This window comes from Kitasatospora sp. NPDC051984, from assembly GCF_044593455.1.
Lineage (GTDB): Bacteria > Actinomycetota > Actinomycetes > Streptomycetales > Streptomycetaceae > Kitasatospora.
This window is the reverse complement of the sequence record NZ_JBIUCB010000005.1, coordinates 289,060-302,835: the sequence shown is the minus strand read 5'-3', so window position 1 is coordinate 302,835 and position 13,776 is coordinate 289,060. Positions and strand designations below refer to the sequence as shown.

General features: G+C 74.0%; 13 protein-coding genes. 7 read left to right on the top strand and 6 right to left on the bottom strand.

From position 1 onward, the window contains the following. The first annotated feature begins 370 nt into the window (after nt 1–370). The gene (locus ACIHEI_RS12860) at nt 371–1,666 is read left to right on the top strand and encodes an MBL fold metallo-hydrolase (protein ID WP_396606755.1); all 1,296 of its coding nucleotides are present in this window, start codon (nt 371–373) and stop codon (nt 1,664–1,666) included. A 3-nt stretch (nt 1,667–1,669) separates the two neighbouring features. Here the strand turns inward: ACIHEI_RS12860 and ACIHEI_RS12855 are convergent, their stop codons facing one another. The 5 genes from ACIHEI_RS12855 to ACIHEI_RS12835 all read right to left on the bottom strand — a co-directional run bounded on the left by ACIHEI_RS12855 (nt 1,670) and on the right by ACIHEI_RS12835 (nt 8,218). Next, nucleotides 1,670–2,023: a hypothetical protein gene (locus ACIHEI_RS12855; protein WP_387634395.1), complete on the bottom strand. Its 354-nt coding sequence runs from the start codon at nt 2,021–2,023 to the stop codon at nt 1,670–1,672. Nucleotides 2,024–2,072: 49 nt separating this feature from the next. Beyond that, the gene (locus ACIHEI_RS12850; RefSeq protein WP_392944262.1) at nt 2,073–2,606 is read right to left on the bottom strand and encodes a TetR/AcrR family transcriptional regulator; all 534 of its coding nucleotides are present in this window, start codon (nt 2,604–2,606) and stop codon (nt 2,073–2,075) included. Nucleotides 2,607–2,715: 109 nt separating this feature from the next. After that, the gene (locus ACIHEI_RS12845) at nt 2,716–3,780 is read right to left on the bottom strand and encodes a sodium:calcium antiporter (protein WP_392944264.1); all 1,065 of its coding nucleotides are present in this window, start codon (nt 3,778–3,780) and stop codon (nt 2,716–2,718) included. A 488-nt stretch (nt 3,781–4,268) separates the two neighbouring features. Continuing rightward, the gene (locus tag ACIHEI_RS12840; RefSeq protein ID WP_396606640.1) at nt 4,269–6,920 is read right to left on the bottom strand and encodes a DUF6493 family protein; all 2,652 of its coding nucleotides are present in this window, start codon (nt 6,918–6,920) and stop codon (nt 4,269–4,271) included. Beyond that, nucleotides 6,917–8,218: an SWIM zinc finger family protein gene (locus ACIHEI_RS12835; RefSeq protein WP_396606639.1), complete on the bottom strand. Its 1,302-nt coding sequence runs from the start codon at nt 8,216–8,218 to the stop codon at nt 6,917–6,919. Before ACIHEI_RS12835 ends, ACIHEI_RS12840 begins: the two co-directional genes overlap by 4 nt. Before the next feature lie 88 nt (nt 8,219–8,306). Between ACIHEI_RS12835 and ACIHEI_RS12830 the strand changes: the two genes are divergently transcribed. The 6 genes from ACIHEI_RS12830 (at nt 8,307) to ACIHEI_RS12805 (ending at nt 13,553) form a co-directional block, all read left to right on the top strand. Then, nucleotides 8,307–9,227 carry an acyl-CoA thioesterase gene (locus ACIHEI_RS12830; RefSeq protein WP_396606638.1) on the top strand — a complete coding sequence of 307 codons (921 nt, stop codon included), beginning with the start codon at nt 8,307–8,309 and terminating at the stop codon, nt 9,225–9,227. Between the two features lie 89 nt (nt 9,228–9,316). Continuing rightward, nucleotides 9,317–9,937, top strand: a complete 621-nt coding sequence (locus ACIHEI_RS12825; RefSeq protein WP_392944272.1) for a TetR/AcrR family transcriptional regulator — start codon at nt 9,317–9,319, stop codon at nt 9,935–9,937. 72 nt (nt 9,938–10,009) lie between these two features. Next, nucleotides 10,010–11,671, top strand: coding sequence for a BCCT family transporter (locus tag ACIHEI_RS12820; protein ID WP_392944274.1), 1,662 nt, complete (start codon nt 10,010–10,012; stop codon nt 11,669–11,671). 274 nt (nt 11,672–11,945) lie between these two features. Beyond that, the gene (locus tag ACIHEI_RS12815) at nt 11,946–13,055 is read left to right on the top strand and encodes a hypothetical protein (RefSeq protein WP_396606637.1); all 1,110 of its coding nucleotides are present in this window, start codon (nt 11,946–11,948) and stop codon (nt 13,053–13,055) included. A 32-nt stretch (nt 13,056–13,087) separates the two neighbouring features. Beyond that, the gene (locus ACIHEI_RS12810) at nt 13,088–13,264 is read left to right on the top strand and encodes a hypothetical protein (RefSeq protein ID WP_387634423.1); all 177 of its coding nucleotides are present in this window, start codon (nt 13,088–13,090) and stop codon (nt 13,262–13,264) included. Between the two features lie 76 nt (nt 13,265–13,340). Next, a complete protein-coding gene (locus ACIHEI_RS12805) occupies nt 13,341–13,553 on the top strand; it encodes a cold-shock protein (protein ID WP_392944278.1) in 213 nt (70 codons plus the stop codon). On the opposite strand, the gene ACIHEI_RS12800 is transcribed toward ACIHEI_RS12805, so the two are convergent. Then, complete coding sequence (locus ACIHEI_RS12800; RefSeq protein WP_396606636.1) at nt 13,543–13,731, bottom strand: hypothetical protein; 189 nt, start codon at nt 13,729–13,731, stop codon at nt 13,543–13,545. The genes ACIHEI_RS12805 and ACIHEI_RS12800 overlap by 11 nt on opposite strands. Nucleotides 13,732–13,776: the final 45 nt, after the last annotated feature.

The window sequence follows — 13,776 nt, the reverse complement described above, 5'->3', positions numbered from 1 at the left end:
CTGCGCCTTTCCGCCCTTCCCCGGCCCTTCCTCGACGGACCGTCCCGCCTGCCGGGGCGGTCCGTTCCCGTTCGCGGCGACCGGCGCGCCGCCGACCCGTTCGGCTGGTTCAGTCCCGTTTACGGCGGTAGTGTCCCGATTTGAAACGCGTCGTCCCCGCCGGGGTCCCGGCTGCCCGGGCGGCGCCATCCGGCCTGCCGTCGACCCGTCCGGGGCGCCAACTCGTCCCGCCGTCCCGGCAAGCCCCACCGTTCGGGTGCTCGACCGTGGAGGTGCCTTGTCCCGTCCCGTCTCCTGGCTGTTCCGCGCCGGTGAGCTGGCCGCCGAGGCCGGGCTCGCCCTGCGCGACGCGAAGCGCTCGTACCGGACACTGCCGCGGGACAGCTGGCACCGGCTGCGCACCGAGGCGTTCGGCGCCGACCCGCGGGGCGGCCGCTGGCACCGGGTCCGCAACTCGCAGCATTTCGTGGACGGTTCGTTCCGCAACCCGGTCCCGACCCGCCGACTGCGGTACGCCCACACCCCGCTGGCGCTGATGCGCACCAAGCTGGCCGCGGACGGCGACCGCCGCAGCCCCGCCGCCGCGGTGCCGGTGCACCGGCTGCTGCCCGTCGAACTGGCCACCCCGCCCGCCTCCGGGCTGCGCCTGACCTGGCTCGGCCACGCCACCGTGCTGGCCGAACTGGACGGCGTCCGGGTGCTGTTCGACCCGGTGTGGAGCGAACGTGTCTCGCCGTTCGGCTGGATCGGCCCGAAGCGGCTGCACCCGGTGCCGCTGCCCCTGGCCGAACTCGGGCCGGTGGACGTGGTGGTGATCTCGCACGACCACTACGACCACCTGGACATGACCACCATCCGCACGCTCGCCGCGGGCGACGCGGTGTTCGCGGTGCCGCTGGGCATCGGCGCGCACCTGGAGCACTGGGGCGTCGAGCCGTACCGGATCGTCGACCTGGACTGGTGGGAGTCCGCCGAACTGGACGGCCTGCGGCTGACCGCCACTCCCGCCCGCCACTACTGCTCGCGCGGCCCGCGGCCCAGCGGCAAGTTCCTCTGGTCGTCCTGGGTGGTGGAGGGCAAGCACCACCGGCTCTTCCACAGCGGCGACACCGGCTGGTTCCCCGGCTTCGCCGACATCGGCCACCGCTTCGGGCCGTTCGACGCCACCATGATGCAGGTCGGCGCGTACTCCGAACACTGGCCGGAGGTCCACCTGACCCCCGAGGAGGCCGTGCAGGCGCACCGCGACCTGGGCGGCAAGGTGATGCTCCCGATGCACTGGGGCACCTTCGACCTCGCCCCGCACCCCTGGGAAGAACCCGCCGAACGGACGGTGGCCGCCGCGAACGCCGCCGGCGTCACGCTGGCCGTCCCCCGCCCCGGCAAGTCCTTCGAGCCGGCCGACCCGCCACCCGTCAAACTCTGGTGGCGCGCCGTCGCCGCCACCCCGTCCGGCGCCGACGTCCTCGCCCCCGAGAGCCTCACCCCGCCCACCACCGCCGCCCCCGGCTCCGCGACACGCCTCGCGCCCACCCCGCGCCCGGACGCGCCGCTGGCGAACGCGAGGCCCGCCGCGGGGCCCACAGACGCGAAGCCGAAGCCGGCCGCCCGCAAGCCCCGCGCCGCCACGCCCGAGCAGCCCCCCGGCCCGGACCCGCTGTTCTGACTCTCAGTGCCGCAGCGCGCCCTCGATCAGGGCCACTGCGGCGCGCGGGTCGTCCACCTCGACGATCACCCGGGCGTAGTGCTCGTCGGCGAGTTCGATCACCACGGCCTTCGCCGGGTTCTTCACGTCCCAGAACACCAGCTCACCGTGGCGGCGGAACCGCCCGGCCGTGATCAGCCCCGGCCACTGGGTGCCGCCGACCTTGAGCCCCTTGGGCTCCGAGGCGACCCCCGGGTCCGCGGTCGCGCCGCGCACGTTGGCGAGCGGTATCTCGATCCGGCTCTTGATCGCCCAGAGCTTGTCCAGGCCCTCGATCTCCACGACCAGCGTTTCCTTGTCGACAGCCACTCGAGCCATGTCGGTGAACCCTCCCTCGTACGGTGGAAAACAGTGATGTGACGGCCGGTCAGCCGGCCAGCCGGGCCGCCAGCGCGAGTACCGCCTGCGCGGACGCCGCCGGACCGAGCGCCCGGTCACGCAGCCGCAACCCCAGCACGCTCGCCCCGAGCGCCTCGACCAGCGGACTGTCGACGGGCTCGCCGAGCACCGTCGCGAGCGCCCGTTCGAGCGCGTGCAGGCCGTCCGCGACCAGCGCCGCGACGTCCGGATCCTCCGGCGCCCGCTCGACCGCCGCGGACAGCAGCAACCCCGCCGCCGCCCCGCCGTCGAACCCGCCCGCCGCCTGACCCAGCGCCTCCTTCGGCCCGCTGGTGACGGTGAGCGCGGCCACGGTCGGCAGCACCTCGTCCGCCAAGTGGTGCCGCAGCGCGGCCAGGTAGAGCCCGCGCTTGCTGCCGAACGCCTTGTACAAGCTGCCCCGGTGCACACCGAGCCGCTGCACCAGGTCGTCCACCGAGGTGCCCTCGAACCCGCGCTCGGCGAACAGCACCGCCGCCGCCCGAACCGCCTCGGCCTCGTCAAAGGCCCGTGGTCTTCCCATGCCCACGACCCTAGGGATTCGAGAACGTTCAGTCAAGAACGACCGTTCCAAAACTCCAGAGCCCCGAACGGGAGATCCGGACCGCCGCGCGGGCGCGGCGGTCCGTGGCTCAGGCCAGGATCGGCACCAGCCCGATCGCGAAGACGCCGTAGAAGCCGGCGGCGACGGCCAGCCGGGCCGGGGTGAGCTTGTGGGCGCGCATGGTCAGCAGGAGGTAGACGATCGCTGCCATGGTGATGAGACCGGCCCACAGCAGCGGGCCGTCGAAGTGCCACTTGGTGAACAGCAGGCCGATGCCACTGGGAACGGTGGCCTGGATCATCATCGAGCCGGAGACGTTGGCGAGCGCCAGCTTCACCTTGCCCTGGCGGACCCAGATGATCGCGTTCATGATCTCGGGCAGCTCGGTCGCTATCGGGGACAGCAGCAGCGCGGTCACCGTCGCGGACAGGCCGAGCATCGGGCCGATGACGTCGAGCTGGGCGACGAAGTAGTGCGCGGCGAAGAAGATCACCACGAGGGTGGCCAGGGTCTGGACGACCACCGCCCAGGTGTCGGGCGACTCCTTCTTCGGCTGGAGCTTCAGCGCCTCCAGCTCCTCCTCGTCCTCGTCCTCGTCGGCTTCGCCCGCGGCCTCCTCGGCGCGGCTGGCCCGGATCTCCCGCCAGAAGTAGGCGGCGTACGCGGCGAAGAACAGCACACCCAGGGCGGGCTTGAAGGCGAACGCGACCAGGCCCAGCGACACCTTGACGAAGAAGATCGGCAGGAACCACTTCTGGTCCTTGGCCAGCCGCCGCATGTCCTTCTCGGTGCCCAGCGCCTGCCCGGCCGGAACGATCGCGGTGCCGGTGGCCAGGGCCGACACCCGGTCACGGCGACGCTTGATGAGCAGGGCGACTCCGGTGACGCCGTAGGCGACGGTCGCCAGCGCGAGGGGCCCGCCCATCGCGGCGCCCACGCCGATGTTCTTCGCCTCCTCGGTACCACCGGTGGTCACCGCGACCAGGGTGACCACCGACTCCGGCAACGCGGTTCCGAAAGCGGCCAGGATCGTGCCGACCGCCATCTTCCCCACGTTGAGGCGCTCACCCAGCCACTCCACCGCGTTGACGAACCACTCGCACGAGAGATAGATCGCCACCGCGCACACGATGAGCAAAACGAAATGAATCACGAAACTCGTCAGGCCTTCCCGCGCCGGCGGGAATCCAAAGGGCGGGCGGCACAGGGGCAGCACGACTTCGGCCCCGCCGACACGCACAGTCGTCGACAAACGGGCCGAAGGTCTCGCCCGCCCCCCACCATCACCGGTGACGAGCCCGGCCACCGGGAACCCGGCAACGGGCTCCAGCATGTCGACGACCGGTTCGCGGGGCTACTCCCCTTCGCAGCCGCCCATTGTACAGACGCCCGGCAGGAACCCTCCACCCGACGAGATCGCCGCCCCCCACAGCCGCCGAGCACCGCCGACGGCCGTACAGCCCCCGGCGAGGGCCTGGCCGGGAGGTCGCTCCCCTCACTCCCCCAGCGACACCTTCGCCTCCGCAACCAGCTTGCTCCGCCCACCACTTACCGCCACCCGGGCCACCCCCACGACCGCCACGCGCACTCCACCAACCCCGCCGAGACCGCAGGCAAGCACCCCACCGAGCGGGTGCCCCCTCACTCCCCCAGCAGCCCGGCCAGGACCCTCGCCTCCGCAACCAACTTGCTGCGCCCACCACTTGCCGCCACCCGGGTCACTTCCGCAATGGCCCCGCGCGCCCCGGCCCGTCGGGCGCACTCCACCGCCGCCGTCAACAGCCCCGCCGCGCTGCTCGACGGCCGCCCGTCCAGCAGCGCGGGCAGGACGCCCGCCAGCACCGTCCAGGCGAGCCTCGGCGCGCCCGCGTCGGCCAGTTCGGTGCAGGTCGCGGCGAGCCGGCCCGGCTTGACCGCGCCGAGCCGCAGCAGCTCGCCGGTCTCCCGGCCGAGCGCCTGCGCGTCCAACTCGCCCTGCGCCGCCAGCGACAGCAGGGCGTCGACCACAGCGGTGCGGTCCTCGGGGAACCCCGCCCCGAGGCCGTACGCGAGGGCCTGGTGCACGGCGAACCCGGACGGGCCGCCCTGCTCGGCGAGCAGCGGCAGGAGCTGGGGGTAGCCGCGGACGGGCGTCGAACCGGCGGAGTCGGCGAGTTGGCCGATCAGGCGGACGGCGAGTTCCTCGCGGTGGTGCGGCAGGACGGCGAGCCAGCGCCCGTCCGGCATGCTGTGCTCCACCTCGGAGTGCCGGTGGAAGCGTTCGGTGGGGCCGAGCAACGTCCGCACCGCGTCCGGCACCCCGCCCTCCGGCCGCACCCCGGGCGCGCCGGCCCCGGGCACCCCGAGCAGTGCCAACTCTTCCTCGCCGAGGCCGGGTTGGTCGCAGAAACGGCGGTACTCGGCCATCCGTACCCCGAGCCGCGCCGTCCCGGCGGGCACGAGTGTGGTGTCCTGCCGCCGCAGCCCACCGGCCCGCAGCCAGGCGGCGAGCGCCGCACCCGCCGGGGACGCGAGGCTGTCGTCCGAGGTGCCGTCGGGGACGGTGCGCAGCAGGGCCTGGGCGAGGTCCACCGGCCCGGGTTCGAGACCGAGTTCCTCGTACCGGCGAATCCGCGCCACCAGCTCCCCGGGGTCGAGCGCGCCGTTGCGCCACGTGGGGGTGGCCAGCAGCAGCGGGACGGGGTCACCGGCCAGCCGCCAGGCGATCTCCTCCAGCCGGGCGGCGATCAACTCTCCGACTCCGCCGCGCAGTTCCCAGGTCCGGAACGGGCTGGCGTGCGCGAGCGTCAGTGACCGCCAGGCCCGTTGCTTGGGCAGCGCACCGGTAACGGCACCGGCGAGCACCCCGAGCGACCGCCACGCTCCGTCGGCGAGCACGGGAGCGAGCGCGGCGACGAGCGCCTCCCGGTCCTGCCAGGCGTGCCGGACCAGCCCGTCGAGGACCCGTTCGAACGCGACGCTGTCGCTGTCGGCGGCGGCCAGCGCGGCGGCGAGCTCCTCGGCGACCTCGGCGGGGCTGCCGAGCGGCGTGGGCATCGCGACCGGCCGGGGCGGCTCGGGCAGCCGGTCGTCCTCCGCCTCCTCCACCGACTCGACGTAGATACCGAGCAGTTGGGCGGCGGTCTCGGCGTGCGCGGGGTCCAACAAGTGGACCGCCGCCCGCAGCTCCACCAGCAACCGGCCCCGCGCGCCCGCGACATGACGTTCCGTCACTTTCAGTGCCTGGCCCTGGAGTTGCCGATCGGGGTGCCCGTAACACCGGGCCACGGCCCGCAGCGCGAGCTCGGGCGCTCGCGCCGCCACCCGGTCCAGCCAGGCCAGTTGAGCGCGGACGAGCTTCTTCTCCGGCCGGGCCAGCAGCACCTCGGCGGCTTCGGCCACGGTCGCGTCGTCGAGCCGCCCGGCCCGGTCGAGGGCGATCAGGCAGTCCTGCGCGTAGCCGGCGAGCGGCGAGGGGCCGTCCAGCAGTGCCGTCAACGCCCGCAGATTCGCCGCGAGTTCCTCCTCGGACGGGGCCAGCGCCCGAACCACCGCGAGGTAGCTCCGCAACTCCCCAGCCCCACCGCCGCGCACCAGCCGGGCAAATCCGCGAGCGATCAACTCGCCCCGGTCGATGACCCGTTCATCGGCGAGCCGGGCGAGAACGGCGGGCCAGCGCTGAGCATCCTCCTTGGCGGCCCACGGTCCGGACAGCTGCCCGGCAGTGTCGGCATCGAAGACCAGCGGGGCGAGGACGGCCGTGAAGCTGTCCCACACGAGCCGCCCGTACAGATCGCCCCCGGGCGGCAACTGCCCTGCCCCGTACCGGGGCCGGGGGTCACCGCGGTCGGTCATCCACCCGACGACGAAGCCGGGTTCAGCGGGCGGCGGCGTATCGCTCACCCGCAGCAGATGCTCCGCGACGCGGTAGCCGGTGGACGGTCCCCACCCGTCCCGCCCGGCCGGCCGGCGGGCCAACCGCAGCGCCACCTCCCGCTGCCAGGTGACGTCCTGCCCCTCCAACAGGCCACCCAGCGGCGGCCGGTACCACCGCTCAACGTCTTCGAAGTCCCCGGACCCGATCCAGTCGGCCGCCCCGGACGGCGCGCTGTGACAGACCGCCCCGGCAACCAGCAGCGCGGTCCATGCCCCGCCCCGGGAGTACGTGCTCTCCCGCAACTCGCGCCGCAACGCCTTCAACCCGGCCACCTCGGCCCGCCGCTCCCGCGCCGTCAAGCCACCGACCAGCCGCGCGACTTCGTCGAACTCGGCCCGACGTATCGCCCCCACCAGGTCCGTCTCGGGCTGCTTCACTGTGTCTCCTCCGTCGTCATCCGCACCGCCAGCACATGGCTGCACGGCCCCCGGTCACCCCGGTGCCGCGCCCACCACTGGCACGTACAGCCCACCGGGCCGTCCGCGTCGATCCGGACGTGGTGGACGTGGTCGCCGACCGCCACCACCCGCACGTCACCGGCCACCGGGCCTACCGCCCCTGCGGCTAGCAGCTCGCGGGCAGCGCGCAGCCGCGGATTGGCGTCCTCCACCCGGCCTGCGGCGTACGGGAGGCGGCGGTGGAAGTGGGCGGCGTCGGCGAGGTCGTAGCCGATCCGGCCGGCGGTGGCGAGGTGGGCCAGGGCGGCGCGGAGGCGCTCTGGCGGCAGGCCGCAGTCCGCGGTGAGGTCGGTCCGGGGCTCGGCGTCGAGCAGCGCGTCGAGCTCGAAAGCATCGGCGGCGGACGACGCGGCGAGCAGGTCGAGCAGGGCGCCTTCGCCGGAGAAGCCGCGGGAGGCGTCGGGCGAGAGGGTGAGGGTGATCCGGCCGCCGGGGAGGGCGAGTTCCCAGGCGGAGGCGGTGGGGGCGGTGGGGGTGCCGGGCGGGCCGTAGATCCGCAGGCCGAGCGCGTGCCGCAGCAACGGGCGCAGCGCGGCGAGCCGTTCGGGGCCGGGGAGGCAGACGGTGCCGGGGGCGGGCCGGGAGGTGGCGCGCAGTCCACCGGCGGTGGGCAGGATCCAGCGGACGGTGCTGCGGCCGCCGGTGGGCAGGGTGCGCAGGAAGCGGACGGCTTCGGCGGCGGGCAGTTCGGCGCGCAGGTCGAACCGGGCGGTGAGGACCTGGGTTTCGGCGAAGCCCTTGAGCCAGCGCCGCGGCAGCGGCACCTTCCGTTCGATCAACGTGTCGGTGCCGAGGCCGACTTCGACCTCGTCCGTGCCGACGGCGAGGGTGAGCCGCTCGTCCGGAAGGCGCAGGCGCAGGGCTTCGCGCAGCGGGGCGCCGATGTCGATGTTGGTGGTGCCGTGGCCGGTTCCGGCGCCGTCGAGTCCTTCGGGCAGCAGGTCCAGCCGGGCGTGAACGCCGCCGCAGCCGGAGAAGGATTCGAAGCGCAGCCGGTCGCCGTCGGCGGTGACCACGGGGTCGAGCGAGGCGGCGGCGAGCGGGCGGTGGTAGCGGGCGGCGGCGACATCGGCGACGGCCAGCAGTGCGGCGGCGGCCGGTCCGGGGTGGCGGAGGGCGCCGTCGAAGAACGGGCCGTGCTGGGTGGCGAGGTCCAGGCGGTGCGGGTGCAGCGCGGAGGGCCGCGGGTACCGGAAGGTGTGTACGGCCGTGGTCATGCGTCGAACGCTAACGATCACCACCGACAATCGGCACAGCCCGACGTGACCCGTTCCACACTCAATCCGTACTGCAACGTGTTCTAGCATGTGCCGCGTGACCGCTTCCGCCGCTCTGCCGCCAGTTTCCGTATCCAGCCCGCCTTCCTTCGTCGAGCTGCTCGGCATCGAGGAGCTCGACGAGAACCTGTTCCGGGGTCACTGTCACGCGGGTGCGCCGCTGCGGGCGTTCGGTGGTCAGGTGGCGGCGCAGGCGCTGACGGCGGCGGGGCGGACGGTGGAGGCGGCGCGGCGGGTGCACAGCCTGCACGGGTACTTCCTGCGGCCGGGCGATCCGCGGCGGCCGATCGTCTACCAGGTGGACCGGGCCCGGGACGGGAATTCGTACGCGACGCGGCGGGTGACGGCGGTGCAGCGCGGCGAGGTGATCTTCACCATGTCGGCGTCGTTCAAGCGGCCGGAGTCCTCGGGCGACCGTCAGCGCACCATGCCGCCGGTGCCGGGGCCGGAGGAGCTGCCGGACCCGTACCCGGCCTGGCAGCACAACGCGCCCGAGGAGTACGAACGGTCCGCGATCTTCCACGCCCTGCAGATGCGCTTCGTCCCGGCCGACGCCCCGGGCCTGCCGCCCGAACTGCCGGGTGTGCCGCAGCAGTTCGTCTGGCTGAGGACGGCCTCCCGGCTCCCTGCGGACGATCCGCTGCTGCAGGTGTGCGCCCTCACCTACCTGTCCGACCTGACGTTGGCGTCCACCACCGCGCTGCACCTCCAGCCGCACCCGGTGCACCGGGTGACGGAGTCGCGGGTGGCGCTGGCCTCGCTGGACCACGCGATGTGGTTCCACCGTCCGTTCCGCGCCGACGAGTGGCTGCTGTTCGCGCAGCGCAGCCCGTCCGCGGCGGACGGGCGGGGGCTGGCGATGGGCGAGTTCTACGACCGGGACGGGGCGCTGGTGGCGTCGGCCGTCCAGGAGACGCTGCTGCGCGAGCTGCGCGCCAAGTCCCGGTAGCCGCACACCGGGGCCGATGATCAACCGTCACTGAGCGGTGACCTGTCGCGTCATACCGCGGCGCGGGCCCGCCCCCTATCATGGTTCGGGTGACCAAGGTTGACCTGTCACCTCGTCCGGTGGAGGCGATGTCCCCCCGTCAGCTCGAACGCCGCGGCTCCCTCCTGTCCGCCGCCCTGGCTCTGGTGACCGAGATCGGCGTGGAGCGGCTCCAGATGAAACAGGTGTCGGAGCGTTCGGGAGTGGCCCTCGGCACGGCCTACCGGTACTTCTCGTCCAAGGACCACCTGTTGGCCGCCGCGATGGCGGACTGGCATCGGCTGCTGCTCGCCGACCTGGTCGGCGAGGTGGGGGCGGGGCGCAGTGCCTCGCCGACCGAGCGGGCGGTGCGGTTCGTGCGGCGGGGGATGCGGGCGTACCAGCGGCAGCCCGAACTGGCCCGGCTGCGGGTGGCGGTGGCGACGTCCACCGATCCGTTCGCCAGTGAGGCGTTGCAGGGGCTGGCGCGGGCGGACCGGGCCGCGCTGGGGGCGGTGCTGCCGGACGTGCCGTCGCCGTCCGGGGATCTGGTGCGGCACATGGTGGGGCACGCCTGGCAGGGCGAGTTGACGGCCTGGGTGACCGGCCGGACCACCCTGGACGACGCCCGCACCCGGCTGGAGGAGATGGTCCGGCTGGTGCTGGCGCCGTACGAACCACCGCCCGCCTGACGTCCGACCGCCCGTACCGGCTCTCGGCGTGCCGCCCTCGACGGTCGGACGTTTGTGGACATAGTGCCGCGTATGCCCACGCCTTCAGAGCCTTCTCCGGACCGTCAACCCGCGCCCGATCGCCGGTCCGCGCCGCCGGGCACCGACGCCTTCCCGCTGGACGGGGTGGTGTTCGGTGTCGGCGCGGCCGCCGTGCTGGGGGTGGTCGCCTGGGGGGTGTTCGCGCAGGACTCGCTCGGCCGGACGTCGGGGACGGCGCTGTCCTGGGTGCTGCACTCCTTCGGCTGGCTGTTCGTGGTGGCCGCGGACGTGTTCCTGGTGCTGGCGGTGGTGATCGCGGTGAGCCGTTTCGGCCGGATCCCGCTGGGCCGGGACGGCGAGCGGCCGGAGTTCTCGACGCTGGCCTGGGTGGCGATGATGTTCAGCGCCGGCATGGGCATCGGCCTGCTGTTCTACGGCGTCGGCGAGCCGCTCCAGCTGTACGCGCAGCCGCAGCCGGGGTCGGACATCGCGCCGCAGACGCCGGCGGCGGCGCAGCGGGCGCTGGAGTTCTCGCTGTTCCACTGGACGCTGCACCCGTGGGCGATCTATGCGGTGGGCGGCCTGGCGCTGGCGTACACCACGTTCCGCAAGGGGCGGGGCAACCGGATGTCGGAGGCGTTCGTTCCGCTGCTCGGCGAGCGCCGGGCGCACGGCTGGGCGGGCCGGGGGATCGACCTGCTGGCGGTGTTCGCGACGGTGTTCGGTTCGGCGACGAGTCTGGGCCTGGGCGCGATCCAGGTGGCGGGCGGTCTGGGGTACGTGACGGACGTCCGGGCCACCCAGGGGGTGGAGCTGGTCATCATCGCGGCGCTCGGCGGGGCGTTCGTGCTGTCGGCGATGTCGGGCGTGCACCGGGGCGTGAAGTGGCTGTCCACCACCAGCGTGGTGCTGGCGGCGGCGCTGATGGCGTTCGTGTTCCTGGTCGGCCCGACGGTGTTCGTGCTGGACGCGCTGCCGTCGACGGTCGGCGGCTATCTGTCGGACCTGGCGGTGCTGGCCACCCAGACGGGGGCGTTCACCGATGAGGACTGGCTGGGTTCCTGGACGATCTTCTACTGGGCGTGGTGGCTGTCCTGGGCGCCGTTCGTCGGCACGTTCATCGCCCGGATCTCGCGCGGCCGCACGGTGCGCCAGTTCCTGGTCGGGGTGCTGCTGGTGCCGAGCGGGGCGACCACGGTGTGGTTCGTGGTGATGGGCGCCTCGGCGATCCGCCTGCAGTCCACCGGCGCGGCCGACCTGGTGGCGACCATTCCGCGCGGCGCGGACGCCGGGCTCTTCGAGATGCTGAAGGCGCTGCCGCTGGGCTCGGTGACGACCGTGATCGCGGTGCTGCTGGTGATGCTGTACTTCGTCACCTCCGCCGACTCGGCGTCGCTGGTGCTGGGTTCGCTGTCCTCGCACGGCGCGTTGCACCCGCGGACCTGGCTGGTCGTGGTGTGGGGCGCGCTGATGGCGGCGGTCGCGGCGGCGCTGCTGCTGGCGGGCGGGCTGACGGCGCTGCAGAACGCCACGATCCTGGTGGCGTTGCCGTTCGTGGTGGTGATGCTGGCGCTGTGCGTGGCGCTGCTGCGGGAGCTGCGCGCCGACCCGGCCGCCGGGCCCGCGCGGGCGCCCGGCGCGCACGGGCTGCGCGAGGCGGTCGGCACGGCCGTCGGCGACGAATACCCCGAGCGGTCTCGCCCGCAGGAGTGAAACGGCCGCGCCGCCGCGTCCGGCCCGGGCGGCCCGGGCCCCGTGCGGCGTCTGGGCGGGGCGGCAACTCGTCTGCCTTTACCAAGAGTTCGTAATGGTCAAGGCCGCCCCGGGACGGTGGCAGGGTGGGCCGGGTCGGACTCCACGCCGAGCGGTGGCCGGGCGGCCGTCATCCGCCCGCGCCCGCCGGAGCCGGTCCGACAAGCCACGGCCTCCCGCGCCCACTTGCCCTCCCTTCGCGACCCCTTGTGCCCCGTCCGAAAGCCCCGCCCCCATGCGCCCGTTCTGCACTGCTCTCGACCGCGCCCTGCGCCGCCGTCTCGCCGCCGCCACCCTCGCCGCCTGCCTGCTGGGCGCCCTGCTGCCGGACGTGGCGGGCGCGATCCGGCACTGCCGTCCCGGCGGGGTGACGGTGCCGATGCTGATGCTGCTGGCGGCGATGTTCATCGGCGGGTTCGAGACCCGCGCGGCGGACGTCGGCCGGGCGCTGCTGCGGCCGGGGCTGCTGCTGGCCGGGCTGGGGGTGGCACTCGTGCTGCGGGCGGTGGTGCTGCTCGGCGCGGAGCGGGCCGCCGCCGGGTGCTGGCCGGACGTCCGGGAGGCACGCTGGCTGGTGGTCGGGCTGGCGCTGACCGCCGCGATGCCGGTCGCCGGCGCCGCCCAGACCTGGGGCGCCAGGGTCGGCGGGGACGCGTCGCTGGGCCTCGGACTGGTCCTGTCCACCACGCTCCTCAGCCCGCTCACCACCCCGCTCGGCCTGGCCCTCGCCGAGGGCCCGGAGAGCGGCGGCCCGCGCCGCATCCTCGACACGCTCGCCCACTCCGACGCCACCTGCCGGTTCATGGCGCTGTGGGTGGCGCTGCCCTGCCTGGCCGGGCTGCTCGCCCGCCGCCTGACCCGCCGCCCGCTGCGCGGCCGGCTGCGCGCCGCACTGCTCCCCCGGCTGCGGCTGGCCGGCCTGCTGAACGCGCTCGCCCTCACCTACCTGAACGCGGCGGGCGTGGCCCGGGAGATCGAACTGCGGCCCGAGCCCAGGCTGGTCGCGGTCGCCGCCGGGTGCGGGGCGCTGGTCTGCGCGGGGCCGTTCCTGGCGGGCTGGCTGGCCGTCCACCGCTCCCCCACCGCACCGGCCGCCCGCACCACGCTGACCCTCGCCTCCGGCCTGAACAACACCAGCGCGGCGGCCGCCCTGGCCGGTACCCAGTTCGGCGGCCACCCCGCCGTTCTGCTGCCGATCTTCTTCTACGGCGCGGCCCAGCAGGTGCTGGCCTCGTTCCTTCCCGGCCTGCTGCGTACCCCTACCATCACGCGTCCGACCTGCGGCGATGCCGTGATGGAGGTTCCGACGCCAAGATCCCGTCGGGATTTCACCCGCGTTTCGTGACCGCGTAACGCCAAGCTGCCAGGCTCCCTGCCATGAACGCCCGCACTGCCGCGTCCGCCTCGGTTCCGCGCTTCCCCCTGCCCAAGCGCCACCGCCGGATGCTCGCCTGCGCCGCCGTCGCGGCCTCCGTCGCCCTGGGTTCCTTCGGCGTCGCCGCCACCGTGGAAACCGTCCGCCAGGGCCACGCCGTGAGCGCCGCGCAGCGCTGACGCTGGGCCGAACGAGTGGTGGACCCCCCCGGCCGCGTCCGATACTGAGGGCGACCGGCCCGAAGGGAGTCCCGCCATGGAGACCGGCACCGTGCGATGGTTCGACATCCACCACGCCTACGGCTACATCACCCCCGACGGAGGCGGCCCCGAGGTCGCCGTCTACTACGACTCCGTCCTGGCCCCCGACGACAACCGCTTCCTCCACCAGGGCCAACGCGTCCAGTACGACACCACCGTCCAGGAATTCCGCCCGGTCGCCGAACACGTCCGCCCGCTCACGCCTTGACGGTCCGGCCCTTGCCCGCCCGCCGTGCCTCGACCCGGCCGACCTGGCGCAGCGTCACCGGCAGCCCGACCACGACCGCCGCCTCCAGCGCGGCAAGCGCGAGGAACCAGCCGCTCCGGCCGCGGGGCAGCTCCGCTCGTACCTCACCCCGCGTGCGGGCTCGTGCACCAGAACCCACCGGAGTCCTACCCGACCCTCTCCGACCACCACGTTTTTTATCGAT